Consider the following 25,125-nt stretch of genomic DNA (forward strand, 5'->3'; position numbering starts at 1 on the left):
CCCGGCTCGGGAGACCACGTGGAGCGCGGAGGCTCGGTCACCCGGCGGTGCGTTCGCACGTCCGACTCCCCGGTGACAAGGGAGTCCTCATGCCATCACCTGCCCCGCGGCGGTCGTCCAGACCGCGTCGCACCACAGCCTCCCTGGCAGCGATATCGGTCGCGCTGACCGGGCTGACCGGATTCACGGCCGTCGCGAACGCGGCGCCCGGCCCCGCGACCGTCCGGGCCGCGGACGACGCACGGACGTTCGCGCTCGTCGGCAGCCTGCAGGACGAGGCTGGTTGCGCGGCGGACTGGGACCCTGCCTGCGCCGCGACCGAGCTCGCGCCGACCGGCACGGACGGCCTCTACGCGGCCGACCTCACGGTGCCCGCCGGCACCTACGAGTACAAGGTCGCCGTGAACGACTCGTGGGACGAGGCCTACGGTCTGAACGGCGGCGCGGACAACATCCCGCTCGTCGTCGCAGGTCCCACGACCCTGCGCTTCACGTTCGACGACGTCGCCAAGCGCGTCTCGCTCGCGCCCGTCGAGCTCGGGGGAGCCTACGACGAAGCGACCGACGCGGGGATCGTGACCGCTCCCGTGCGCCAGCCGGGCTCGGACGAGCAGTTCTACTTCGTCATGACCGACCGCTTCGCGGACGGCGACCCGACCAACAACGAGGCAGGCATCGCGGGCGGCGCGCTGCACTCGGGGTACGACCCCACGAACAAGGGCTTCTACCAGGGTGGTGACATCCAGGGCCTGCGCGACCAGCTCGACTACATCGACGGGCTCGGGACCACCGCGATCTGGCTGACGCCGTCGTTCAAGAACAACCCCGTGCAGGGCGAGGGCGAGAACGCCTCGGCGGGCTACCACGGCTACTGGGTCACGGACTTCACGCAGATCGACCCGCACCTGGGGACGAACGCCGAGCTCGAGGCCCTGATCGACGAGGCGCACGCCAAGGGCATCAAGGTCTACTTCGACATCATCACCAACCACACTGCCGACCTGATCGACAACGAGCAGAAGCAGTACTCGTACGTCGACCAGGCGACCGCGCCGTACAAGGACGCCGACGGCAACGTGTTCGACCCGGCCGACCACGCGGGCAAGGACACGTTCCCCGCGACGGACGCCGCGACGTCGTTCCCCTACACGCCCGTGGTGGCCGACGACGCGAAGGACGCCAAGGTCCCCGCGTGGCTCAACGACACGACGCTCTACCACAACCGTGGCAACTCGACGTGGTCCGGTGAGTCCGTGACCTACGGCGACTTCGACGGCCTGGACGACCTCATGACCGAGAACCCGCGTGTCGTCGACGGGTTCGTCGACGTCTACCAGGGCTGGGTCGACCTCGGCATCGACGGCTTCCGCATCGACACGGTCAAGCACGTCAACTTCGAGTTCTGGGAGACCTGGACCACCGAGGTCCTCGACTACGCCCACTCGAAGGGCAAGGACGACTTCTTCATGTTCGGCGAGATCTACGACGCCGACGCCGCCAAGCTCTCGCCCTACGTGCGCAGGACGGACATGAACTCCGTTCTCGACTTCGCGTTCCAGTCCTCGGCCGCGAGCTTCGCGAGCGGCAACAGCGCCAAGGGCCTGTCCCAGCTCTTCGCGAGCGACGACATGTACACCACGCCCGACTCGTCGGCGTCGGCGCTGCCCACGTTCCTCGGCAACCACGACATGGGCCGCATCGGGTACCTGCTGCAGACCACGGGCGACGCGCAGCGTCGTGACGAGCTCGCGCACGACCTCATGTACCTCACGCGCGGCCAGCCGGTCGTCTACTACGGCGACGAGCAGGGCTTCGCGGGTGCGGGCGACGGCAAGGACAAGAACGCGCGGCAGTCGCTGTTCGCGACCCAGGTCGCCGAGTACGCGGACCAGAAGCTGATCACGGGCGAGACCGCCGGCAGCCAGGACCGCTACGACACCACGTCGCCGCTCTACACCCACATCGCCGAGCTCTCCGCGCTGCGCTCCGAGAACCCGGCCCTCGCGACGGGCGCCCAGATCGAGCGCTACACCGACTCGGGGGCGGGCGTCTACGCGTTCTCGCGCGTGGACCGCACCGAGAAGGTCGAGCACCTCGTGGGGCTCAACAACTCGACCGCGGCCAAGACGGTCGGTTTCACCACGCTCACGCCCGGCGCGACGTACACGCCGCTCCACGGTGGCGCAGACGCGGTCACGGCCGGTGCCGACGGCACGGTCTCGCTCACGGTCCCGGCCCTGGGCTCGGTCGTCCTGAAGGCCGACCGCACCGTGGGCGTCGAGTCCACGGGGGACGTCTCGGTGGCCGTACCGGCCGCGGGGGCGGGCCTCACCGGGGTCGCCCCGGTCGCCGCGGACGTCGACGACGCCGCGTGGTCCGAGACCAGCTTCGCGTGGCGCGTCGTCGGGTCGGACGAGTGGCAGGGGCTCGGCACGGCCGAGGACACCTCGCCGCGCGTCTTCCACGACGTGAGCGGTCTGGCCAAGGGCACGCTCGTCGAGTACCGCGCCGTGACGGTCGACGCCGACGGCGACCGCGCCGCGGCCTCGACGTTCGCCAGCGTGGGGAACTCGGTCAGCGGCGACGAGGAGGTCGAGCCCCCGACGGACATCGACCTCGTGACCGTCCCCGGCAGCCACAACTCCGAGATGGGGTGCGCGGGCGACTGGGCCCCCGGCTGCGAGGCCGCGAAGCTCACCAAGCGTGCCGACGGCGTCTACGCCGGCACGTTCGACATCGCGGCAGGGACCTACGAGTACAAGGTCGCGATCAACGGCTCGTGGGACCTCAACTACGGTGTGGGCGGCGCGAAGGACGGCTCCAACGCGACGTACACGACCGCGGGCGGTCCGGTGACGTTCTACTGGGACCCGGTCTCGCACGACTTCTCGAGCACGGCGCAGGGCCCGATCGTCACGGTCGCGGGCTCGTTCCAGGACCAGCTCGGCTGCGCGGCCGCGTGGTCCCCGGACTGCCTGGGTTCGTGGTTGCGCGACCCGGACGGTGACGGCGTCTACACGTTCACGACGTCGGCGCTCGCCACGGGCGCGTACGAGGGCAAGGTCACGCACGGCATGAGCTGGGCCGAGAACTACGGGGTCGGCGGCGTCAAGGACGGGCAGAACTACTCGTTCAGCGCGTCCGACGGCAAGTCGGTCACGTTCTCCTACGTCCTGGCGACGCACGTCCTCACGATCGAGGTCGCGGACCCGCCGCTGCCCGGGACCGGTCAGCAGGCCGCGCACTGGGTCACGAAGGACCTGGTCGCCTGGCCGCGCGAGCTGCTCGCGGGCGCCGACCCGGCGACGCAGGGCTGGACGCTGCACACCGCGCCGACGGGCGGCCTGAGCGTCGCCGACGGTGCGGTGGTCACCCCGGAGGGGGCGTCGACCCTGGGGCTGACCTACGACCCGGCCGGCCTGCCCGACGACGTCACGTCCGCCTTCCCGGCCCTCGCCGACGCGGTGGCTCTGCGGGTCACCGGCGCCGATGGCAAGCCGGTCTCGGTGGACGCGGCGACCGCCGCGCTCACGGGCCAGCTCCTCGTCGTCCAGCGCGGCGGCCCCGAGGCCGACGCGCCGCTCACCGCGGCCACCGGTGTCCAGGTCCCCGGCGTCCTGGACGACCTGTTCGCGGAGGGCGCGGCGGACCGCACGCTCGGGACGAGCATCCACAAGAACGGCAAGTGGGCCTCGTTCGCGCTGTGGGCTCCCACGGCCAAGAAGGTCACGCTCCTCGCGTGGCCCGCGAAGGGCGACGCTGCCGGCCTGAAGACCGAGGACGCACGCCGGTACCCTGCCGAGCGTCAGTCCGACGGTACGTGGACGGTCGACGGCAAGGAGGCCGACAAGAAGTTCGGCTGGGTCGGGGCCAGGTACCTCTACGAGGTCGAGGTCTTCGTGCCGTCCACGGGCAAGGTCGAGACGAACGTCGTGACCGACCCGTACTCGCTCGGCCTCACGCTCAACTCGACGCACTCGGTCGTCGTCGACCTCGACGCGAAGGGCACGCAGCCCAAGGTGTGGAAGGAGACCGAGGCCCCCGTCGTCGAGCGGGCCGTCGACCAGACGATCTACGAGCTGCACGTGCGGGACTTCTCGATCGCGGACACCACGGTGCCGGCCGCCAAGCGCGGCACGTACCTCGCGTTCGGGGAGAAGAAGTCGGCCGGCATGAAGCACCTCGCGGAGCTCGCCGACGCGGGCCTGACGACGGTGCACCTGCTGCCGACGTTCGACATCGCGACGATCGAAGAGGACCGGGCAGAGCAGTCGGTCACCCCCGACCTGAGCGGCTTCGCGCCCGACGGTACCGAGCAGCAGGCGGCCGTGTCCGCGATCCAGGGCACGGACGGCTTCAACTGGGGCTACGACCCGCTGCACTTCTCGACGCCCGAGGGGTCGTACGCCGTCGACGCCGAGGGGTCCGCGCGCGTCGCGGAGTTCCGCACCATGGTCGGGTCGCTGCACCAGACCGGTCTGCAGGTCGTGCTCGACCAGGTGTTCAACCACACCGCGGCCAGCGGCCAGGACCCCAAGAGCGTCCTGGACAAGGTCGTGCCCGGTTACTACCACCGTCAGAACACGACGACCGGTGCGGTCGAGACCAGCACCTGCTGCCAGAACCTCGCGACCGAGCACGCCATGACCGGCAAGCTCATGGTCGACTCGGTCGTCACGTGGGCCCGCGACTACAAGGTCGACGGCTTCCGCTTCGACCTCATGGGGCACCACACGAAGCAGAACATGCTCGACGTCCGTGCGGCGCTCGACGAGCTCACGCTGAAGAAGGACGGTGTGGACGGCAAGGCCGTCTACCTGTACGGCGAGGGGTGGAACTTCGGGGAGGTCGCCGACAACGCGCTGTTCGAGCAGGCCACGCAGGGCCAGCTCGGCGGCACGGGCATCGGCACGTTCTCCGACCGCCTGCGCGACGCGGTCCACGGCGGGTCTCCCGTCGACGGGGCCTCGACGTTCACGCAGGGCTTCGGCACGGGGCTCGCGACCGACCCGAACGGGCAGCCCGCCCGGGCGGGGGAGCCGGGGACCGTGAACGACGGGTCGGCCGACGAGGTCGCGGCGCTGGGCCACGAGACGGACCTGGTCCGTCTGGGGCTCGCGGGCAACCTGCGCAGCTTCACGTTCACGACGTCGACGGGCGAGGCCAAGCGGGGCGACGAGATCGACTACCGGGGTGCACCCGCGGGGTACGCGGACTCTCCCGAGGAGATCATCAGCTACGTCGACGCGCACGACAACGAGACGCTGTTCGACCTGCTGACCCTCAAGCTGCCGGCGGACACGTCGATGGCCGACCGGGTGCGCATGAACAACGTCTCGCTCGCCACGACGGCCCTGTCCCAGACGCCGTCGCTGTGGCACGCGGGCACCGACCTGCTGCGCTCCAAGTCGCTCGACCGGAACAGCTACGACTCGGGTGACTGGTTCAACGCGATCGACTGGACCGGCACGGACAACGGGTTCGGCAAGGGGCTGCCGCTTGCCGCGGACAACGAGGACAAGTGGCCTCTCATGGCGCCGCTCCTCGCGAACCCGGCGCTCAAGCCGACCGCCCAGGACATCGCGGCGGCCTCGGACAACGCGACGGACCTGCTGAGGCTGCGCTCCTCGACGGACCTGTTCCGCCTGGGCAGCGCGGACCTGATCAACCAGAAGGTCACGTTCCCCGACGCGGGGACCGGTCAGACGCCGGGCGTGATCGTCATGAGCATCGACGACACGATCGGCAAGGACGTGGACAAGAAGCTCGACGGCGCGCTCGTCGTCTTCAACGCCTCGCCCGAGCCGGTCACGCAGACGGTCGCGGGGCTGGCGGGCCGCCAGTACGCGCTCTCGCCCGTCCAGGCCGACGGTCACGACGACGTGGTCAGGGCGACCACGTGGGATGCCGCGACCGGCACGGTGACGGTCCCGGCGCGGTCGGTCGCGGTGCTCGTCGAGCCCAAGGCCTCGAAGGTCGAGCTCACGGCCACGGCGCGCACCCAGTGCCTCGCGGGCCGGGTCTCGGTCACGGTCAGCGCCGTCAACGCCGGGAAGGTGCCCGCGACCGTGACGGTCGAGTCGCCGTTCGGCACCAAGACCTTCACGGGCGTCTTGCCGGGCAAGTCCGCCCAGCAGACGTTCGCGACGCGCCAGGTCGCGGTCCCCGCCGCGACGGCCGGGGTCACGGGCACGGCGACGATCGACGGCAAGGAGGCTCGCACGGTCTACGACGTGTCGTACGACGCGCGCGACTGCTCATGATGTGACCCGAGGGTGCCGAACCCGAGGTTGGTCAGGCTGCTGGCTCCAGCAGCCTGACCGACCTCGGGTTCGGCACCCTCGTCAGACCGCGTCGAGCCGCGCCCGCACCTCCGCGTCGAGGTCGAGGTCCGCGGCGCCGAGCAGCTCGTCGAGCTGTGCGACCGTGCTGGGCCCGATCACGGGGATCACCGGCACCGGACCGCCGAGCAGCCACGCGAGCGCGACCTGGTTCGGCGTCGCGCCGACCTGCCGCGCGACGTCGTGCAGCACACGCCGACGCTCGAGCGACGTCGGGTGCCCGTAGCCCTCCCACAGCTCCTTGTCGTCGCGCACCATGGCCCCCTGCAGGAGCGGTGAGTAGGCCGTGACCGCGAGCGGCGGGCGCTCGTCGCTCCCCGTCGAGCGTGCGTAGTCGAGCAGCTCGGGCGAGGCCCAGTTGTGCCGGTCGGGGTCGGGGGTCGGGTAGAGGTAGCTGAGCTGCTCCTGGACCAGTCCGTAGGGTGCGACACCCTGGCGCAAGGCCTCCTCGCGGGCCTCGACCACGCGCCACAGCGCGACGTTCGAGATCCCCGAGATGCCGACGACGCCCTCTGCCTGGAGCTTGCCGAACGCGCCGACGGTCTCCGCGAGCGGGGTGTCCAGGTCGTCGACGTGCCCGTAGAGGACGTCGAGCCGGTCGACGCCCAGGTGGCGCAGGCTCTCGTACGCCTCCCGCGCGACGGTCTCGGCCGCCAGGCCCTGGAAGTTGGTCGGGGGAGTGTTGGACAGCGGCAGCGCGGGATCCTTCTTGGCCGCGCCGAGCTTGGTCGCGATGCGGACCTGGCCCCGCGCCCCGCGGCTCGTGAGCCAGCGGCTGATCAGGTCCTCGCTGTCGCGCCCCTGCCCGCCTGCCCAGTAGCTGTAGTTGTTGGCCGTGTCGAGGAACGTCCCTCCGGCCTCGACGTAGCGGTCGAGGATCGCGAACGAGGTCTCCTCGTCCGTCAGGGTGCCCATGTTCATGGTGCCGAGGCACAGCGTGCTGACGTCGAACGACGTCCGGCCGTCGCCGAGGGTGCGGTAGCGCATGGTGGTCTCCTGCGAAGAGTGCGACTGGTTGACGTCCTCCACGCTAGAAGGCGAGCGGCCTGGGTGTACGGTCCATTGACATGGTAGTCGACCAGACCAATTCGCCCCGCCGCGGGACGAGCGCGCCCCGTCCGCCTCGTTCGTCCGGCCCGGACCGCCCCGGCCCGACGACGGCGCTCGCCTGGGAGACGATCCTCGACCTGGGCGAGGGGCCCGGGCCGCTCCATGCCCGGCTCGGGGACGCGGTGCGGGCAGCCGTCCACGCGGGAAGAGTCCCGCCCGGCGCCGCCCTGCCGCCGAGCCGCGTGCTCGCCGAGACCCTGGGGACCTCGCGCTGGGTCGTGACCGAGGCCTACGGCCAGCTCGTCGCCGAGGGGTTCCTCGAGTCACGGACGGGGTCCGGGACCCGGGTGGCGCCCACGGCCCGGGTCGACGTGCGGACCGATCACACCCCGCGGCAGGGTGACGGACCGCGTCCCCTCGCCGGTGCCACCGTCGGCCCGGGCGAGCGGACCGAAGCCCCGGTGACGGGTGCGGGGACCCGCGCGACGCCGTCGGGCCGGGGGAGCGGTGCCCGGGCGCCGTACGACCTGGGGCCCGGCGTGCCCGACCTGCGGCACGTGCCGCGCACCGCCTGGGTCCGTGCGCTGCGCGAGGCCCTCGCCGAGGCTCCCGATGCCGACCTCGCCGCCCCCGACCGAGCCGGCCATCCCGCGACGCGGGTGGCGCTCGCGGCCTACCTCGCCCGGGCCCGGCACGTGCGTGCGGGCGCGGGCGACGTCGTCGTGACCCACGGCGCCGACGACGCGATGCGGCGGATCGCCGGCGCGCTGCACCGGGCCGGGCACCGGGCGCTCCTCGTCGAGGACCCGAGCTGGTCGCGCCTGCGCGAGACGTCCGCGGCCGCCGGGCTCACGCCCGTGCCCGTGCCGGTCGACGAGGACGGGATCGACCTCGACGCGCTCCTCGCGGCGTCGCGCCGAACGGGGGCGCGCGCCGTGCTCGTGACGCCCGCCCACCAGTTCCCCACAGGTGCCGCCCTGTCGCCGGGGCGCCGGGAGGCCCTCGTGCGCTGGGCGCGTGACGTCGACGGCGTGGTCGTCGAGGACGACTACGACGCCGAGTTCCGTTACGACCGCCGCCCCGTGGCCGCGATGCAGGGGCTCGCGCCCGACCGCGTCATGCTCCTGGGGTCGCTCAGCAAGACGATGTCCCCCGCGTTCGGGCTCGGGTGGGCGGTGCTGCCGCCGGGGTGGCGGGACCAGGTCGTCGACCGGGGCGGCGCCGGGCCGTCGACGATCGACCAGCTCGCGCTCACCCGGTTCCTGGTCTCGGGCGCGTACGAGCGGCACCTGCGCGCTGCGCGCGGGCGGTTCCGCCACCGCCGCGAGGCGCTCGTGGCCGCGCTCGGGTCCGCGCTGCCGGGGGCGGGCGTCACGGGGATCGCCGCGGGCATGCACGCCGTGGTCACGCTGCCGCCCGGCGTCGTCGCCGCGGACGTGGTGCGGGAGGCGGCGCTGCGCGAGGTGAACGTCGCGGCGATCGAGCGGTACCGGGCGACGGCCGCGCCGACGTGGGAGGACGGGCACGACCGGCTCGTCGTCGGGTACGGCAACCTCGCGGACGCGCGCGTCGAGCAGGCGGTGGCCCGGCTCGCGGCCGCGGTGCGGGCCGCAGGGCGGGGTCGTTAGGCGCCGAGCGCGGCAGCGGCACGCCGGCTCGCGCGGCGCCTGCACCGAGCGTGCAGCCCAGGTCGTCGAACCAGGCTCAGGACAGCACGGGCTGCACTCTCGACGCGCGTCGGCGGGGCGGGGTCAGCGGAAGACGATCGTGCGGTGCCCGTCGAGCAGCACGCGGTGCTCGGCGTGCCAGCGAACGGCCCGCGCGAGCGTCCGGCGCTCGACGTCCTCACCCAGGGCCACGAGGTCCTCGACCGCCCGCGAGTGGTCGACGCGCTCGACGTCCTGCTCGATGATCGGCCCCTCGTCGAGGTCGCCCGTGACGTAGTGCGACGTGGCGCCGATGAGCTTGACGCCGCGGTCGTGCGCCTGGGCGTAGGGGCGGGCGCCCTTGAAGCTCGGCAGGAACGAGTGGTGGATGTTGATGACCTGGCCGGAGAGCTCACGGCACAGCTCGTCCGACAGGATCTGCATGTAGCGCGCGAGCACGACGAGCTCGACGTCGAGCTCGGCCACGAGCTCGCGCAGGCGGTCCTCCGCGGCGGCCTTGGTGTCGCGCGTGACCGGCACGTGGTGGAAGGGCTTGCCGTAGAACGCGGCGATGTCCTCGAGGTCGCGGTGGTTGCCCACGACGCCCACGACCTCGATCGGCATGCCCTGCGAGCGCTCGCGGTACAGCAGGTCCACGAGGCAGTGCGCGGCCTTGGACACCATGACGAGCGTCCGCACGCGCCGTCCGACGACGTCGAGGTTCCACGTCATGCCGAACGCCTCCACGACGGGGGCCAGGGCGGCCTCGAGCTCCTCGCGAGACGCGGCCGACTCGACCTGGACCCGCATGAAGAACAGCCCTGACAGCGGGTCGCCGAACTGCTGCGACTCGGTGATGTTGCCGCCGTGCTCGGCGAGCGTCCCGGTGACGGCGTGGACGATCCCCGGACGGTCCGGGCAGGACAGCGTGAGGACCCAGTGGGTGGGGCTGGACGCCACGGGCGCGCCCGGGGCGGCGGCGTTCGACGAAGGGGTGCTGGACACGGTCCCAGGGTAGCCCGGGCCCGCGCCTGGTCCCGGACCCGTCCAGGGAGCGGGGCCGGGGACGGGCCCCGTGAGACGGCCACGGTTCCACCCACGGACGTGCACGTCGGCACCGCCCGTTTCTGACACGATGGGACCATGACCGACACGCCGATGACCATGGACCTCGTCACGGAGGAGCACGCGGGCGAGCTCCTCACGCTCCGCCGGGCAGCGTTCGTCACCGAGGCGCAGCTCTACGGGGACCCCAACATCCCGCCGCTGACGCAGACGCTCGCCGAGCTCAAGGCCGACCTGGCGACCAAGGGCGTCATCACGCTGGGGGCGTGGCAGGGTCCGCGCCTGGTCGGGTCGGTGCGCGTCGAGCTCGAGGGCGGCAAGGCCACGCTCGGCCGGCTCGCGGTGGCCCCGGACCTGCAGGGGCGCGGGATCGGCACGCAGATGCTGTTCGCGGTGCTCCCGCACCTGCCGGAGGAGACCACGGAGATCTGGGTCTTCACGGGCAAGGACTCCAAGCAGAACCTCGAGCTGTACACGCGTCACGGCTACGAGGAGCAGTACGACAAGGCCGCGGGCGACCTCACGTACACCTACCTGCGCCGCATCCTGGGCGAGGCCGAGGCACGCAACGCGAGCGACGCCGTCGGGCAGGACTGAGACCCCACGCGTGCGAGGCGCGTCCCCCTCGGGGGGCACGCCTCGCTGCGTCCCCACGGCCCGACGGCGCAGCGCGCCCCCGTGGGCAGGCGTCGCGCGGGTGCCACGAGGCTCAGGGCGTCCCGCCCGCCTCCCACGCGTACGCCCGGACGTGGTCGACGACCATGCGCGCGGGCAGCGGGGTGCTCTCGTCGGGCGGGCCGGGCCAGTCACCGCCGACGGCGAGGTTGAGGAGCAGGAAGAACGGGTCGTCGAACACCCAGGGATCGCCGCTCGTGTCGTCGGGGGTCCGGCGTGAGTACTCGACGCCGTCGACGTACCAGGTGATCGCTCCCGGGGCCCAGTCGACCGTGAAGGTGTGGAAGCCGTCCGCGAACCGCTCGCCGTCGGGGAGCGTGGTCGACGCGTGGATCGCGTCCGCGCCCGAGTACCCGGGACCGTGCAGGCTGCCCCACACGGTGCCCGGCTCCTTGCCCACGTTCTCCATGACGTCGATCTCGCCGCTCGCGGGCCACGGCTCGGACCCGAAGATGTCCTGCCCCAGCATCCAGAACGCGGGCCACGTCCCCTGCCCTCCCGGGATCCTGAGGCGCGCCTCGAAGCGGCCGTGCTGCTGGGCGAAGCGGTCCGCCGTGATGAGCCGGGCAGACGTGTACTCGCAGCGCCCGTAGTGGCACCGGTAGTCGGCGGGGTTCTCCCGGCGGGCCGTGATGACGAGGTGGCCCTCGCCGTCGGTCGAGGCGTTGCTCGGGCTGTCGGTGTAGTACTGCAGCTCGCCGTTGCCCCACCCGCTGCCGCCCGTCTCGAGGCGCCAGCGGGCGGGGTCCGGCGGGGCGCCGGCCGCACCGTCGAACTCGTCGGACCAGGTCAGGGGCCCCGGCGGTGGCCCCATGACGGGCGCCGCCGACACGGAGTCCGAGCCCGACGGCCGGACGGCGGTCGCCACCAGGGCGCACAGGCCCGCGACGACGACCGCGGCGACGAGCAGGAGGGCGCGGTGCGGTGCCCGGGGCGAGGCTGGGTGCAGGGTCGCTCGCACGTCACTCCTCGCAGGTCGAGACGTCCTCGGCGTAGCGCAGCCACGACGGGAGGTCGGCGACGAACGCGTCCCGCACGTCCGGCGCCCCCGCGGCCCGCCAGTCGACGCCGTCGTCGATCTCGATCTCGTACTTGTCCCACTCGAACCAGTTGACCATCTTGAGCTGCGGGAACCGTTCGTGGGTCTCGGACGAGAACACCTGGCGCCACCAGGCCCGCTTGATGTCGAGCTCGGCGGCACCGCCTCGCGAGGGCGTGTAGATCGCGGCGGTCTCCGGGACGGCCACCGGGTGGTCGTGCTCGACGCCGTACACCGTGTAGAAGTCCGGCACCGCCGCGTCGTCCCCGGCCGTGCCCACGTACGTGCCCGTGAGCATCGCGAGGAACTTGCCGTCCTCGGGGACCTCGTTGTTGCCCCACGGGCGCTGGTTGCCCCAGTGGTACAGCGAGACCCCGACCCAGTCCACGGCGTCGTCCCCGGGGAAGTACGGGAGATAGCTGTCGTCCGACATGGTGACCGTCCCGTCGCCGTCGGTGTCGAGCGCCGCGTAGTCGGCGGACCCGGCGAGCGCCGCGAACTGCCCGCCCGTGAACGGGTACCCGCCGCCGTAGTTGGGCGCCCACATCATGGCCGTGCCCGGCGCCTCGGCGTGGACCGCGGCCGCGACCCGACGGAACGTCTCGACGTACGCCGTCGGCTGCTGGCCCCACGCGTACCACGACCCGTTCATCTCGTGCGCGAACCGCAGCACGACCGCGACGCCCTGCTCGTTGACGTCCCGCAGGTCGTCGGCGAGCGTCGCGATCACGTCGTCGCTCATGGCCGCGAGCCCCGCGTGCGGCTCGAGGGTCAGGAGCAGTACACCCCCGTTGGCCTTCATCTGGGTGACCGCGCTGACCGTGTGCTCCCAGGTCGCCCGGTCGTAGGGGACGTCGGAGAACTGCACCGCGACCGCCGGGGCGTGCCCCAGGTTCGTCCGGTGCTCCTCGAGGGTCTCGGCCGCCCAGTCGAGGTTGACGCCCAGCAGCGTGCCGTCGTCGGGCACGACCCCGGCCGCGTCCGCCGTGCAGGCCTCCGCCACGGACGCGTCCGGCGAGGCGCTCGGCCCGGCCACCGCGAACCCCGCACCGACCGCCCCGACGCCCAGCAGCATGACCACGACGGGGGTCACGACGCCGGGGCGCCGGCGCCGCCCGCCGGAGCCGGGCAGGTAGAACGTCATCAGGAGGCCCGGGGCGCGAGGAGACCGCGCGCCTCGTCGTGGCCGCCGTAGATACGCGTCACCGCGTCGAGGCCCAGCATCGTGAAGGCGTGCTGCAGAGCCGCCGAGGCGCCGTGGAGGCGCAGGTCGCCCCCGCGTGAGCGGGCCACGCGCAGCAGGTCCAGCAGGCCCGCGACGCCCGACGGCGACACGCCGTCGACCCCCGAGACGTCGAGCAGGACGAGGACCGGGCCGTCGGCCACGGCCGAGGCGACCGGTGCGCGCAGGGACAGGACCGCGGCGGCGTCGAGCCGCCCGCCGGACGGGAGATCGACGTTCGTGACGGGGTGGGTCAGGGTGAGGTCGGGTGCGCTGACGAACGAGGCCATGGGGAGCTCCTGGGGACGTTGCGGACGGTGAGGTCGAGCGAGAGAGGCGTCGGGTCGAGGAGAGCCGCGCGGTCGTCGCCCGCCGCAGCACCGACGGCGACGCCGTCAGGACGGTCGAGCGCGTCGCCCACGGCCTGGGCAGCGAGGAGCGCGACGGACGGGGGAACCGGGTCCACGACGGCACCGGGACCCGTGTACCGCGCTGCACGCAGCGCGGCGGACAGGAGGGCCAGGTCGACCGCGACCCAGCCCAGGGTCAGGAACGTCGCCGGCGCCGAGGCCTCGCTCGCGACCATGCGGGCCACCCCGACCGCCGAGGCCACGAGCAGGACCACGGTCACGACGACCTGCGGCAGCACGTGCCGGAAGCCCGTGCCCGTCGCCTGCTTGGTCTTCGACGTGACCGAGAAGGCGACGTGCCGACCGAGGAACACCGCGGACGCCCCGGACAGCGTCGCCGCGATCCACGTGGGGAACAGCGCGAAGGACATCTGCTGCCCGCGCCACAACCCCCGGCTGCCCCGGCCCGAGACCTGGAACAGGAGCTGGCACGCGACGAAGAACGGGAGGAAGTGCAGGAAGAACAGGGTGGGGTCGGCGTGCAGCGGGAAGACGCCCGCCGTCAGGAAGAGCACCGGCGCGGCCAGGTACACCAGCGCCGTGAACCCGCTCAGGTAGCTCGTCATGGTGCCCAGGTACATGAGCCGCTGGGCCAGCGAGAGCCCCCGGACCAGCAGCGGGTTGTCCCGGAAGAACACCTGCATGGAGCCCGTCGCCCAGCGCAGCCGCTGCGACAGCGCCGTCCCGACGTCCTCGGGAGCCAGCCCCCGGACCAGCACCTCGTGGTGGTAGACGCTCGTCCACCCCATCGCGTGCAGGTGCATCGCGGTCGCCATGTCCTCGGTGATGGTGGTCGTGTCGAGCGGGTTGATCGTCAGCGCCTGGTCCGTGCGGGCCACGTCGACCAGCTCGAGGACCCCGTCGAGCTCGCGCAGCAGGTCGCCCGCGACGTCCTCGGGCAGGGGCTGGGGGACCGGTGCCGACGTCGACCGGCCCGGGGCGCTCCCGGCCGGCGCCCCCGGAGCCCGCGAGGTACGTGCCGGGGCGAGGGCCGCCGCGAAGGCCGACCGGAGCTCCGCGGTGATCTCGGCGAGCACGTCGCCCCGCCGGAACTGGCCCTCGGCCCGGCGCACCGCGGCCAGCGCCTGCTCGGCCACCGGCATGGCAGCGGGCTCGCGCACCGCGAGCTGGCTCAGGAGGTCCTGGAGCCGCGACCGACCCGCCCGCAGCGCGGCGCGCATCGACCCGCGCGCGTCCCGGGAGAACCGGGTCAGCCCCAGCGCCATGAGCGCCTCCCGGCGCAGCACCGCGTTCGAACCGCAGAAGAACGCGGCCCCCCACCCGTCCTTGCCCTGCTGGATCGGGCCGTAGAACAGCTCGGCCTGCGTGCCCAGCGGGTCGTTCGGCGGCACGTTCCAGAAGTGCTGCGGCGTCTGGACGAACGCGACCTCCTCGTCCTCGAAGTACCCCAGGACCCGGTCGAGGAACCGCGGCTCGGGCACCTGGTCGGCGTCGAGGATCGCCACGAGGTCACCGCTCGTGCGGAACAGCGCGTTGTTGACGTTGCCCGCCTTGGCGAACCGCGGTCGCCCCTCCCACTCGGGACCGCGCGTGACGTACCCGACGCCCACCCGGGACGCCGCGACCTCGAGCTCCGTCCGGTTGCCGTCGTCGAGGATCCACGTCGCGTGCGGGTAGGTCATGTCGCGCGCCGCGATCGCGGTCCGCAGCACCAGGTCCACGGGCTCGTCGTACGTCGTGACGAACACGTCGACGCTCAGGCCCTCGGGCGCCGGGGGAGCGGGCGCACGACGCCTCGCGTTCCACATGGTCAGGGCGTACAGCACGGTCTCGCCCAGGCTGTACGTCTCGGCCAGGACCAGGGGGACCGCGACCCACCACGCGTCCCACGCCACCGTGCCCGTCCACCGCCACCCGATGTAGACGAGGCCGAAGGCCACCGCGACCACGGCCAGGACCCGGACCGCGGCCAGTCTGCTGCTACCCATGCGTACCTCCGCCGGACGACGTGCGACGACGAGACAGATCGGGTCGACGGGCGGCACGGTGCGCGCACGACGGCTCGGGAGCGGCGGCGGCGATGACGTCGGGACGGGCAGTGACACCCCTGCGTGCCTGTCACGACGACCGGTGGTCCGGTGGAGCGGGACCTCCTGCGGTGTCGTGCTCCGAATCTAGAGCGGGTGAAGTCCGCGGGGAAGCCGTACGGTGCCCGGTATGCGCGCTCCGTCCGATGTGCGCCCACATCTCCACACGTCGGCAACCCGGTGGTAACGCGAGGTCGCACGGGCTGACGCCGCGTTCACGCGGACGTCACGCGCGGTGCTCGCGGACGTGCGGCGCTCGGGCCCGTACGGCGCTCGCGGACGTGCCCGACGGCTCGTGCACGGGCCGTCAGGCCAGGCGCGCCACCCGGCGCGGGGCGGCGACCGCTCCCGTGATCGCCGCGATGATCTCCTCGTAGCTCGTGCCGGGACCGGAGAACGAGCCGTTGTTGCGCCCGTGGCGCAGCACCTCGATCCGGTCCGCGACCGCGCGCACGTCGGTCATGTTGTGGCTGATGAGGACCACGGCGTGGCCCAGGTCGCGCAGGCGCTCGATGTGCGTGAGGACCTCGGCGGTCTGCGACACGGACAGCGAGGCCGTGGGCTCGTCGAGCACCACGATGCGCGGGGCGCCCAGGAGCGTGCGGGCGATCGCGACGCTCTGGCGCTGCCCGCCCGACAGGTCGGAGACGAGCGTGCGCACCGAGGGGATGCGGGACGTGAGGTCGCGCAGGATCCGGCGTGCGTTCTCCTCCATCGCGGCCTCGTCGAGGCGCGGTCCGTGCCGCAGCTCGCGCCCCAGGTAGAGGTTGGACACGACGTCGAGGTTGTCGCACAGCGCGAGGTCCTGGAAGACCGTCGCGATGCCGAGCGCGTGCGCGGCCGCCGGGTTCGGGATGGTGACGGGGACGCCGTCGGACTCGATGATGCCCGCGTCCGGGGTCAGGACGCCCGCGATGACCTTGGCGAGAGTCGACTTGCCGGCGGCGTTGTCGCCGACGAGGGCGACGACCTCGCCGCGGTGCACCTCGAGGTCGATCCCCTCGAGGGCGCGGACGGCGCCGAAGGACTTGTCGATGCCGTGCAACGACAGGGCGGGGAGGGTGGGGCTGCTCACGTCGTGTCACCTGTTCGTGCTCGGGCGTCCGAGGACGCCGTCGTGCCCGCCACGTCGTCGTGGCGAGGCGTTGCTGCGGTCGTGGTCATGGGCGGTCCCCCTGCGAGGTGGGGCCCTGGTCCCCGGCGGCGACGACCCCCAGGGGGCCCGGCGCGCCCGGCGCGAGGCGTACGTCGCTCGCGACGTCGGTCGACTGCAGGGCGAGCGCGAGCGCGCCCATGACCTCGGCGCGGGCGCCGAGCTCGGAGAGCACGACCTCGACCGGCGCGATCGTGTTGGGGACGAGGTGGCGCCGGAGCGCGTCGCGCAGCGGACCGGCGAGGATCTCCCCGGTCTCGGCGAGCTCGCCCCCCACGACGACGACCTGGGGGTTCATGGCGCTCGCGAGCGTCGCGACCGCGATGCCGATGCGGTCTCCCGCGTCCGCGACCACGCGCCGGCACCCCGGGTCGCCGTCGAGCGCGCGGGCGATGACGTCGCGCAGCGTGAGGTCGCCGTGGCTCGTGCGCAGCAGGTCGAGCAGGGCGTTCGAGCCCACGACCGTGTCGAGGCAGCCGCGGTTGCCGCAGCGGCAGATGGGGCCCGCGGGGTCCACCTGGATGTGCCCGATCTCGCCGGCCGTGCCCGCGTAGCCGCGATGGACGTTCCCGCCGACGACGACGCCGGCCCCGGTCCCGTACGAGACCCGCACGAACACCGAGTCGCGGTAGGCGCGTGCGGCGCCGAGCTCGGCCTCGGCGAGAGCTGCGAGGTTGGCGTCGTTGTCGACGACGACGGGGCGTGCCAGGCGCTTGGACATGACCTGGCCGACGTGCAGGTCGTCCCAGCCGCGCATGACGCCGCGCACCGAGATCATCCCCGTCGAGATGTCGACGGGGGCGGGGAGGGCCATGCCGACCGTCAGGAGCTCGTCGGTCGAGGCGCCGACACGTTCCAGGAGGTCCATGACGAGCAGCGCGGCACGGTCGAGGCCCGTGTCGACGCGGTGGTCCACGGGCAGCGGCATCTGCTGCTCGGCGACGATCGTGCGCCCGAAGTCGCCCAGCGCGACCTTGAGGTGGCGGTGGCCGAACTGGATGCCGGCGACGAGGCCGAGCTGACGTGCGAGGGTCACCTTGAGCGCCCGGCGACCCGAGCGGGAGGTGGGTCGGGTGTCGACGACCCCTGCCTGGGTCAGCTCCTTGACGATGGTGGAGACCGTCGCGGTGGACAGCCCCGTGGCCTCGGCGAGCTCGACCTGGGTGAGGCCGCCGTAGCGTTTCACCGCATCCACGATGCGTGTTCGGTTCGCTTCTCGGAGTGAGGTCTGCGAGCCGGGCGTGGACCGGTCGTTGTTCACAGGCAGCAGAGTACACGCTGGTGAAGGCCGGAGAATCGGTGCGACACGGCGGTTCCTGACCGCCGGCGGCGTGGCATCGCTCCCACTCTGTGTTTGAGTCTCGAACACAATTAGGTCACGAACTGGTTACTGCGCTTGACGCTCTAACTCAAGGCTGGCTAGTTTCGCTGCAGTGCCGACCGAGGCGACGCGGACCCGTTCCGCGGCTCGGAGGCATCCCGGGTCTCACAGCCGAGGCCCGCCCCTGGTTCGAAGACGAAAGGGAATGACGATGACGTCTATGCGCAAGGCGGTCGCGGCCGCTGCCGGAGTGACTCTGCTGTTCGGTGCCCTCACGGCCTGCAGCTCCGAGCGTTCGGGTGGGGAGTCCGGTGGCGACGAGACCGGAGGCGGCGACACGCCCCTGATCGGCATCGCGATGCCGACCCGGAGCCTCGAGCGCTGGAACAACGACGGGGCCCACCTCGAGGAGCTCCTCGCCGGCTCCGGCTACGAGACCACGCTGCAGTACGCGGACAACAAGGTCGACCAGCAGATCACCCAGCTCCAGAACATGATCAACCAGGGCGCCGACGTCCTGGTGATCGCCTCGATCGACGGCACGGCCCTCGGCCCGGTCCTCGACGCCGCGGCCAAGGAGGAGATCCCGGTCATCGCGTACGACCGCCTCATCAACGACTCCGAGCACGTCGACTACTACGCGACGTTCGACAACGAGAAGGTCGGCACGCTCCAGGGCGAGTTCATCGTCGAGACGCTCGGCCTCGAGGGCAACGCCGGTCCGTTCAACCTCGAGCCCTTCGCCGGGTCGCCCGACGACAACAACGCCCGCTTCTTCTTCAAGGGTGCCTGGGACGTCCTGACCCCCTACGTCGAGTCGGGCCAGCTCGTCGTGCCCTCGGGCAAGGCGCCCGCCACGGTCGACGACTGGACCACGATCGGCATCCAGGGCTGGGAGTCCGCCAAGGCCCAGTCCGAGATGGAGAACCGCCTCAACTCGTTCTACACGGACAAGAAGGTCAACGTCGTCCTGTCGCCCAACGACTCGCTCGCGCTCGGCATCGAGCAGGCGCTCGAGGGCAGCGGCTACGCGGTCGGCGCGGGCTGGCCGCTCGTCACGGGCCAGGACGCCGACGAGGCCAACGTCAAGAACATGCTCGCGGGCAAGCAGGCCATGACGGTCTGGAAGGACACCCGTACGCTCGGCGACCAGGTCGCCAAGATGGTCGGGCAGATCGTCGAGGGCGAAGAGGTCGAGGTCAACGACACCGAGACCTACGACAACGGCGTCAAGGTCGTGCCGTCGTTCCTCCTCGACCCGCAGGTCGTCACCGCGGACACCGTCCAGACGTCGCTCGTCGACTCCGGCTTCTACACGGCCGACAAGCTCGGCCTCTGACCCGACGTGGCGTGCCCGGCCCCGGGGCACCGTTCCCCGGGGCCGCCCCACGCCACGCGCAGCAGGACGGGCGACGGCCCGTCGCCGCGGCACCACCGCGGTGACGGGCCGTCGAGAAGGAACGGACGAGTGAGGAGCTGACCCATGGCCAGCGAGAGCAACATCCTCGAGATGCGGGGGATCACCAAGGAGTTCCCCGGCGTCAAGGCCCTGCAGGACGTCACGCTGGACGTGCGCCGCGGCGAGGTCCACGCGATCTGCGGGGAGAACGGGGCCGGGAAGTCGACCCTGATGAAGGTGCTGTCGGGCGTCTACCCGCACGGCACGTACGACGGCACGATCGTCATGGACGGCGAGGCGTGCGAGTTCAGGACCATCCGGGACAGCGAGGCCCGCGGGATCGTCATCATCCACCAGGAGCTGGCGCTCGTGCCGCACCTGTCGATCGCGGAGAACATCTTCCTCGGCAACGAGAAGGCGACCGCGGGCGTCGTCGACTGGCACCGCACCACGAGCGAGGCCGCGGCCCTGCTCGAGCGCGTGGGGCTGTCCGAGAACCCCGCGACCAAGGCCATGGACATCGGCGTCGGCAAGCAGCAGCTCGTCGAGATCGCCAAGGCGCTGTCCAAGCGCGTGGACCTGCTCATCCTCGACGAGCCCACCGCGGCGCTCAACGACGAGGACAGCGCCCACCTCCTCAAGCTGATCGACGAGTTCCGCAGCCACGGGATCACCTGCATCATCATCAGCCACAAGCTCAACGAGATCGCCGCGATCGCCGACCGCGTGACCATCCTCCGCGACGGCGCGACGATCGAGACCCTCGACCTGCACGGTGACGAGCCCGTGACCGAGGACCGCATCATCCGCGGCATGGTCGGTCGCTCGCTCGACAGCCGCTTCCCGGACCACGAGCCGACGATCGGCGAGGAGGTCCTGCGCATCGAGGACTGGACGGTCCACCACCCGATCGACACCGAGCGCGTCGTCGTCGACCACGCGAACCTGTTCGTGCGCGCGGGCGAGATCGTGGGCATGGCCGGCCTCATGGGAGCCGGGCGCACCGAGCTCGCGATGAGCGTGTTCGGCCACTCGTACGGCTCCCGGATCTCCGGGACGGTCCTCAAGAACGGATCGCCGATCAGGACCCGCAACGTCGCCGAGGCGATCGGGCACGGGCTGGCCTACGCGACCGAGGACCGCAAGCGGTACGGACTCAACCTCATCCAGACGATCCGGGAGAACATCTCGGCCTCGGCCCTGGGCAAGGTGTCCCGCTGGGGCGTCGTCGACTCGCAGGCCGAGACGCAGGTCGCCGAGCGCTACCGCACGGACTTCCGCATCAAGGCGCCCACGGTCGAGGCCGTCGCGGGCAAGCTCTCGGGCGGGAACCAGCAGAAGGTCGTCCTGTCGAAGTGGGTGTACTCCGACCCGGACGTCCTCATCCTCGACGAGCCGACCCGTGGCATCGACGTGGGTGCCAAGTACGAGATCTACGCGATCATCAACGCCCTCGCCGACGCCGGCAAGGCCGTGATCGTCATCTCCTCCGAGCTCCCCGAGCTCATCGGCCTGTGCGACCGCGTCTACGCGATGAGCCAGGGCCGGATCACCGGCGAGGTGGCGCGAGCCGACGCCACCCAGGAAGCACTGATGCACTACATGACCATGGACAAGGGAGTCGACGTCCGATGAACGCCGTCAGGGAATACCTCGGCCGCAACGTCCGCCAGTACGGCATCGTCGCGGCACTGCTCGTGATCGTCCTGCTGTTCCAGGTCCTCACGGACGGGCGCCTGCTGTACCCGAACAACGTCGCGAGCCTCATCCAGCAGAACGCCTACGTGATGATCCTGGCGATCGGCATGGTCATGGTGATCGTGGCCGGGCACATCGACCTGTCGGTCGGTTCGGTCGTCGCGTTCGTCGGCGGGCTGTGCGCCATCATGATGAGCCAGTGGGAGCTGCCGTGGCTCCTGGCGGTCGTCCTGTCCCTCGGGGTCGGTGCGCTCGTCGGGATGTGGCAGGGCTTCTGGGTCGCGTACGTCGGGATACCGGCGTTCATCGTGACGCTCGCGGGCATGCTGATCTTCCGTGGTCTGGCGATCGTCCTGGTCGGCACCACGGTCGCGGGCCTGCCCGCCGGGTTCATCGGGATCAGCAACGGGTCGGTGCCCAACTGGTTCGGGTTCGTGGGCGACCTCGACGTCGTGACGCTCGTGATCGGCGCGATCGGGATCGTGGCGTTCGCCGTCGCGCAGTGGCGCTCGCGGATGTCGCTGCGTCGTCACGAGCTCGCGGTCGAGCCGATGCCCGCGTTCGTCGTCAAGATCGTCCTGGCTGCGGTGCTCATCGGCGTCGTGACGTACTGGCTGTCGCTCAGCTCGGGCGGCACCCCGATCGTGCTGCTCATCGTCGGCGTCCTCATCATCGCGTACTCGTTCGTCCTCAACCGCAGCGTGTTCGGCCGGCACATCTACGCGATCGGCGGGAACCGTCACGCCGCGGTCCTGTCGGGCGTCAACTCGCGCCGGGTCGACTTCGGCATCTTCGTCAACATGGGCGTCCTCGCGGCGGTCGCGGCCGTCATCACGACGTCGCGTGCGGGGGCCGGCGTGGCTGCGGCGGGCATGAACTACGAGCTCGACGCGATCGCGGCCTGCTTCATCGGTGGGACCGCGGTCGCGGGCGGTGTGGGACGCGTGTCCGGCGCGATGATCGGTGCGCTCATCATGGGCGTGCTCAACATGGGTCTGTCGATCATGGCCGTCGACGCCGCCTGGCAGCAGGCGATCAAGGGCCTGGTCCTGCTCCTCGCGGTCGCGTTCGACCTGCTGAGCAAGAGGCGTGCCGCGCTCGCCTGAGCCGGCACCTGGTGACGAGGGGGAGGGCGCACACCGTTCCCTGCGTCGCCGCCCGGCGGGGTGCGGGCGACGGGGGTCGCACGCACCCCCCCCCCCCGCCGTGGCGGGCCGGGGGGCCGCCGGCGGCCCCCGCCCCGGCCCCCCCCCGGGGGGGGGGGGGGCGGGGGCCGCCCGGGCCTGAACGAGACGGGCGGTCCGGCACGAGACGGGCCCCTGGGCGGGTGCCGGACCGCCCGTCTCGTGCGGGAGCACCCGTCTCGCGGCGGCGGCCCGCCCGGCGGGGTGACCCGACCGTCCGAGGTGCGCTCCGCCGTCGGGCAGGGACGGGCTACCGCCCCGGCGTGGTGACCGGACGACACGACCCGGCCGTCGCTCCCGCGCGCCGCGGACGTGGGCTAGGATCGTGCACGTCGCGACTGGCGCACCCGCGCCCCGCACGCCGCCCTCCGGGAGGCCGCGGGACGGACGGGGATGGTGGATCACCACCGGGGAGCGGCATGCTGTGTAGACGACGGGTCGTTCGCCTGGGCCCCGGGTCGCCCCCTGCGGGGAGCGTGCCCGGATGGAGCACGCCTTTCCGCGAGACCGTCATCCGCAGACACACGCAAGGAGACGCATGAGCGCCCAGCCGGACAACGTCCTGAACCAGTCCCTGCTCGAGGTCGACCCGGAGATCGCCGCGGTCCTCGACGGAGAGCTCGCGCGCCAGCGCGACACCCTCGAGATGATCGCCTCGGAGAACTTCGTGCCGCGCGCGGTCCTGCAGGCGCAGGGCTCCGTCCTCACCAACAAGTACGCCGAGGGCTACCCGGGCCGCCGCTACTACGGCGGCTGCGAGCAGGTCGACGTCGCGGAGAACCTCGCGATCGCGCGCGCCAAGTCGCTGTTCGGCGCCGAGCACGCGAACGTCCAGCCGCACTCGGGCGCGACCGCGAACGCGGCCGTGCTGCACGCCCTCATCAACAAGGGCGACAAGATCCTCGGCCTCGAGCTGGCGCACGGCGGCCACCTCACGCACGGCATGAAGATCAACTTCTCGGGCAAGCTGTACGACGTCTCGGCGTACGGCGTGGACCCGCAGTCCTACCGCATCGAGATGGACGAGGTCCGCAAGACGGCCCTCGAGACGCGCCCCGACGTGATCATCGCCGGCTGGTCCGCGTACCCGCGCCACATCGACTTCGCGGCGTTCCGCGAGATCGCGGACGAGGTCGGTGCCAAGCTCTGGGTCGACATGGCGCACTTCGCCGGCCTGGTCGCCGCCGGGCTGCACCCGTCCCCGGTGCCCTACGCCGACGTCGTGTCCTCGACGGTCCACAAGACCATCGGCGGCCCCCGCTCGGGCTTCATCCTCTCCAAGGAGGAGTACGCCAAGAAGATCGACTCCGCGGTGTTCCCGGGTCAGCAGGGCGGCCCGCTCATGCACGTCGTCGCCGCGAAGGCCGTGTCCTTCAAGATCGCCGCCTCGGACGACTTCAAGGACCGCCAGGAGCGCACGCTGCGCGGCGCGAGCATCATCGCGGACCGCCTGGCCCAGCCCGACGTCGCCGAGAAGGGCGTGTCCGTCCTCACGGGCGGCACGGACGTCCACCTGGTGCTCGTGGACCTGCGCCACTCGGAGCTCGACGGCCAGCAGGCCGAGGACCTCCTGCACGCCGTGGGCATCACGGTGAACCGCAACGCCGTGCCGTTCGACCCGCGCCCTCCGCGTGTCACGTCGGGCCTGCGCATCGGCACGCCCGCGCTCGCGACGCGTGGCTTCGGCGACACCGAGTTCGCGGAGGTCGCGGAGATCATCGCGGCGACCCTCAAGGCCGGCGCGGGCGCCGACGTCGAGGGCCTGAGCGCTCGCGTGAGCAGGCTGACGGCCGACTTCCCGCTGTACCCGGGTCTGTCGCAGTAAGCCCGTGACCCGCTGGGTGCGGAGCGCCCGTCGTCGATCCGGCCGATCCGCGACAGGTGCTCCGCACCCAGCGGTGTGCTCACCCCCGCCAGACCCTGAGGAGCCCCCATGACCGCACAGATCCTGGACGGCAAGGCCACGGCCGCCGCCATCAAGTCCGAGCTCAAGACCCGCCTCGCGACCCTCGCCGAGCACGGCATCCTGCCGGGCCTCGGCACCCTCCTCGTCGGGGACGACCCGGGCTCGCAGTGGTACGTCGCGGGCAAGCACCGTGACTGCGCCGAGATCGGGCTCGCGTCGATCCGCGAGGACCTCCCGGCCGAGGCCACGCAGGAGGAGATCGAGGCCGCGGTCCGCCGCCTCAACGACGACCCCGCGTGCACGGGGTACATCGTGCAGCTCCCGCTGCCCAAGGGCATCGACACCAACCGCGTGCTCGAGCTCATCGACCCCGACAAGGACGCCGACGGCCTGCACCCGACCAACCTCGGCCGCCTCGTGCTGCGCGTCAACGAGGAGGTCACGTCGCCGCTGCCGTGCACGCCGCGCGGCATCATCGAGCTCGTCGAGCGCCACGGGATCTCGCTCGCGGGCAAGGAGGTCGTGGTCGTGGGCCGCGGCGTGACCGTGGGCCGCTCGATCGGCCTGCTGCTCACGCGCCGTGCGGTCAACGCGACCGTGACGCTCACGCACACGGGCACCCAGGACCTGGCCTCGCTCGTCCGGCGCGCCGACGTCGTCGTGGCTGCCGCGGGCGTCCAGGGCATCATCACGCGCGACATGGTCAAGCCGGGCGCCGTCGTGATCGACGTGGGCGTCTCGCGCGAGGTCGACGAGGAGACCGGCAAGAGCCGCGTCGTCGGTGACGCCGACCCGGCCGTGGCCGAGGTCGCGGGCTGGATCTCCCCGAACCCCGGGGGCGTCGGCCCCATGACCCGCGCGATGCTGCTCGCGAACGTCGTCGACTCGGCCGAGCGCGCCGCGGGGATCACCGCCTGAGGTTCCCGCTCCGCGGTACGTCGGGGCGGGGGGGGGGGGGGGGGGGGGGG

At 72.1% G+C, this 25,125-nt stretch carries 16 protein-coding genes and 1 riboswitch; of the genes, 8 read left to right on the forward strand and 8 right to left on the reverse strand.

Translation table 11 applies throughout. The annotated features are described in order from the left end of the window. Positions 1 to 89: 89 nt before the first annotated feature. Entirely contained in the window at positions 90 to 6,263 is a 6,174-nt protein-coding gene (gene pulA, locus H9623_RS03980) for a pullulanase-type alpha-1,6-glucosidase (RefSeq protein WP_193718758.1), read from the forward strand. Positions 6,264 to 6,344: 81 nt separating this feature from the next. Here the strand turns inward: pulA and H9623_RS03985 are convergent, their stop codons facing one another. Then, positions 6,345 to 7,328 (reverse strand): aldo/keto reductase, encoded by a 984-nt coding sequence (locus H9623_RS03985; RefSeq protein WP_193718759.1) that lies wholly within the window; start codon positions 7,326 to 7,328, stop codon positions 6,345 to 6,347. Between the two features lie 80 nt (positions 7,329 to 7,408). Between H9623_RS03985 and pdxR the strand changes: the two genes are divergently transcribed. Next, positions 7,409 to 9,019, forward strand: a complete 1,611-nt coding sequence (gene pdxR / locus H9623_RS03990; RefSeq protein ID WP_193718760.1) for a MocR-like pyridoxine biosynthesis transcription factor PdxR — start codon at positions 7,409 to 7,411, stop codon at positions 9,017 to 9,019. 123 nt (positions 9,020 to 9,142) lie between these two features. On the opposite strand, the gene purU is transcribed toward pdxR, so the two are convergent. After that, complete coding sequence (gene purU, locus H9623_RS03995; RefSeq protein ID WP_193718761.1) at positions 9,143 to 10,042, reverse strand: formyltetrahydrofolate deformylase; 900 nt, start codon at positions 10,040 to 10,042, stop codon at positions 9,143 to 9,145. Between the two features lie 138 nt (positions 10,043 to 10,180). Between purU and H9623_RS04000 the strand changes: the two genes are divergently transcribed. Then, positions 10,181 to 10,699: a GNAT family N-acetyltransferase gene (locus H9623_RS04000; protein WP_193718762.1), complete on the forward strand. Its 519-nt coding sequence runs from the start codon at positions 10,181 to 10,183 to the stop codon at positions 10,697 to 10,699. A 112-nt stretch (positions 10,700 to 10,811) separates the two neighbouring features. Here the strand turns inward: H9623_RS04000 and H9623_RS04005 are convergent, their stop codons facing one another. The 6 genes from H9623_RS04005 to H9623_RS04030 all read right to left on the reverse strand — a co-directional run bounded on the left by H9623_RS04005 (position 10,812) and on the right by H9623_RS04030 (position 17,910). Beyond that, positions 10,812 to 11,738, reverse strand: coding sequence for a glycoside hydrolase family 16 protein (locus H9623_RS04005; RefSeq protein ID WP_321575270.1), 927 nt, complete (start codon positions 11,736 to 11,738; stop codon positions 10,812 to 10,814). A gap of 1 nt (position 11,739) precedes the next feature. Next, positions 11,740 to 12,960 (reverse strand): glycoside hydrolase family 26 protein, encoded by a 1,221-nt coding sequence (locus H9623_RS04010; RefSeq protein WP_227748106.1) that lies wholly within the window; start codon positions 12,958 to 12,960, stop codon positions 11,740 to 11,742. Next, a complete protein-coding gene (locus tag H9623_RS04015) occupies positions 12,960 to 13,328 on the reverse strand; it encodes an STAS domain-containing protein (protein ID WP_193718763.1) in 369 nt (122 codons plus the stop codon). Before H9623_RS04015 ends, H9623_RS04010 begins: the two co-directional genes overlap by 1 nt. Next, positions 13,292 to 15,397, reverse strand: a complete 2,106-nt coding sequence (locus tag H9623_RS04020) for a glycosyltransferase family 2 protein (protein ID WP_193718764.1) — start codon at positions 15,395 to 15,397, stop codon at positions 13,292 to 13,294. Before H9623_RS04020 ends, H9623_RS04015 begins: the two co-directional genes overlap by 37 nt. A 406-nt stretch (positions 15,398 to 15,803) precedes the next feature. Next, entirely contained in the window at positions 15,804 to 16,571 is a 768-nt protein-coding gene (locus H9623_RS04025) for an ATP-binding cassette domain-containing protein (protein WP_193718765.1), read from the reverse strand. An 85-nt stretch (positions 16,572 to 16,656) separates the two neighbouring features. Then, positions 16,657 to 17,910 carry an ROK family transcriptional regulator gene (locus H9623_RS04030; RefSeq protein ID WP_193718766.1) on the reverse strand — a complete coding sequence of 418 codons (1,254 nt, stop codon included), beginning with the start codon at positions 17,908 to 17,910 and terminating at the stop codon, positions 16,657 to 16,659. A gap of 271 nt (positions 17,911 to 18,181) precedes the next feature. Between H9623_RS04030 and chvE the strand changes: the two genes are divergently transcribed. From chvE to H9623_RS04055, 5 genes are all read left to right on the forward strand, one after another. Beyond that, the gene (chvE, locus tag H9623_RS04035; protein WP_227748161.1) at positions 18,182 to 19,309 is read left to right on the forward strand and encodes a multiple monosaccharide ABC transporter substrate-binding protein; all 1,128 of its coding nucleotides are present in this window, start codon (positions 18,182 to 18,184) and stop codon (positions 19,307 to 19,309) included. Between the two features lie 144 nt (positions 19,310 to 19,453). Then, a complete protein-coding gene (gene mmsA, locus H9623_RS04040) occupies positions 19,454 to 21,004 on the forward strand; it encodes a multiple monosaccharide ABC transporter ATP-binding protein (RefSeq protein ID WP_193718768.1) in 1,551 nt (516 codons plus the stop codon). Further along, a complete protein-coding gene (mmsB, locus tag H9623_RS04045) occupies positions 21,001 to 22,173 on the forward strand; it encodes a multiple monosaccharide ABC transporter permease (RefSeq protein WP_193718769.1) in 1,173 nt (390 codons plus the stop codon). Before mmsA ends, mmsB begins: the two co-directional genes overlap by 4 nt. A 446-nt stretch (positions 22,174 to 22,619) precedes the next feature. Further along, a riboswitch (ZMP/ZTP riboswitch) is annotated at positions 22,620 to 22,710 on the forward strand. Positions 22,711 to 22,789: 79 nt separating this feature from the next. Continuing rightward, positions 22,790 to 24,076, forward strand: a complete 1,287-nt coding sequence (glyA, locus tag H9623_RS04050; RefSeq protein WP_193718770.1) for a serine hydroxymethyltransferase — start codon at positions 22,790 to 22,792, stop codon at positions 24,074 to 24,076. Positions 24,077 to 24,184: 108 nt separating this feature from the next. Then, the gene (locus H9623_RS04055) at positions 24,185 to 25,075 is read left to right on the forward strand and encodes a bifunctional methylenetetrahydrofolate dehydrogenase/methenyltetrahydrofolate cyclohydrolase (RefSeq protein ID WP_193718771.1); all 891 of its coding nucleotides are present in this window, start codon (positions 24,185 to 24,187) and stop codon (positions 25,073 to 25,075) included. Positions 25,076 to 25,125 lie beyond the last annotated feature (50 nt).

The organism is Oerskovia douganii, from assembly GCF_015142735.1.
Lineage (GTDB): Bacteria > Actinomycetota > Actinomycetes > Actinomycetales > Cellulomonadaceae > Oerskovia > Oerskovia douganii.

Excerpts from the sequence above, each read along its gene's own strand:
- H9623_RS04055 (WP_193718771.1), top strand. The coding sequence starts at position 24,185 with ATGACCGCACAGATCCTGGACGGCAAGGCCACGGCCGCCGCCATCAAG.
- H9623_RS04000 (WP_193718762.1), top strand. The coding sequence starts at position 10,181 with ATGACCGACACGCCGATGACCATGGACCTCGTCACGGAGGAGCACGCG.
- chvE (WP_227748161.1), top strand. The coding sequence starts at position 18,182 with ATGACGTCTATGCGCAAGGCGGTCGCGGCCGCTGCCGGAGTGACTCTG.
- pulA (WP_193718758.1), top strand. The coding sequence starts at position 90 with ATGCCATCACCTGCCCCGCGGCGGTCGTCCAGACCGCGTCGCACCACA.
- H9623_RS04010 (WP_227748106.1), bottom strand. The coding sequence starts at position 12,960 with ATGACGTTCTACCTGCCCGGCTCCGGCGGGCGGCGCCGGCGCCCCGGC.
- mmsA (WP_193718768.1), top strand. The coding sequence starts at position 19,454 with ATGGCCAGCGAGAGCAACATCCTCGAGATGCGGGGGATCACCAAGGAG.
- mmsB (WP_193718769.1), top strand. The coding sequence starts at position 21,001 with ATGAACGCCGTCAGGGAATACCTCGGCCGCAACGTCCGCCAGTACGGC.
- H9623_RS03985 (WP_193718759.1), bottom strand. The coding sequence starts at position 7,328 with ATGCGCTACCGCACCCTCGGCGACGGCCGGACGTCGTTCGACGTCAGC.
- glyA (WP_193718770.1), top strand. The coding sequence starts at position 22,790 with ATGAGCGCCCAGCCGGACAACGTCCTGAACCAGTCCCTGCTCGAGGTC.
- H9623_RS04020 (WP_193718764.1), bottom strand. The coding sequence starts at position 15,397 with ATGGGTAGCAGCAGACTGGCCGCGGTCCGGGTCCTGGCCGTGGTCGCG.
- H9623_RS04015 (WP_193718763.1), bottom strand. The coding sequence starts at position 13,328 with ATGGCCTCGTTCGTCAGCGCACCCGACCTCACCCTGACCCACCCCGTC.
- pdxR (WP_193718760.1), top strand. The coding sequence starts at position 7,409 with ATGGTAGTCGACCAGACCAATTCGCCCCGCCGCGGGACGAGCGCGCCC.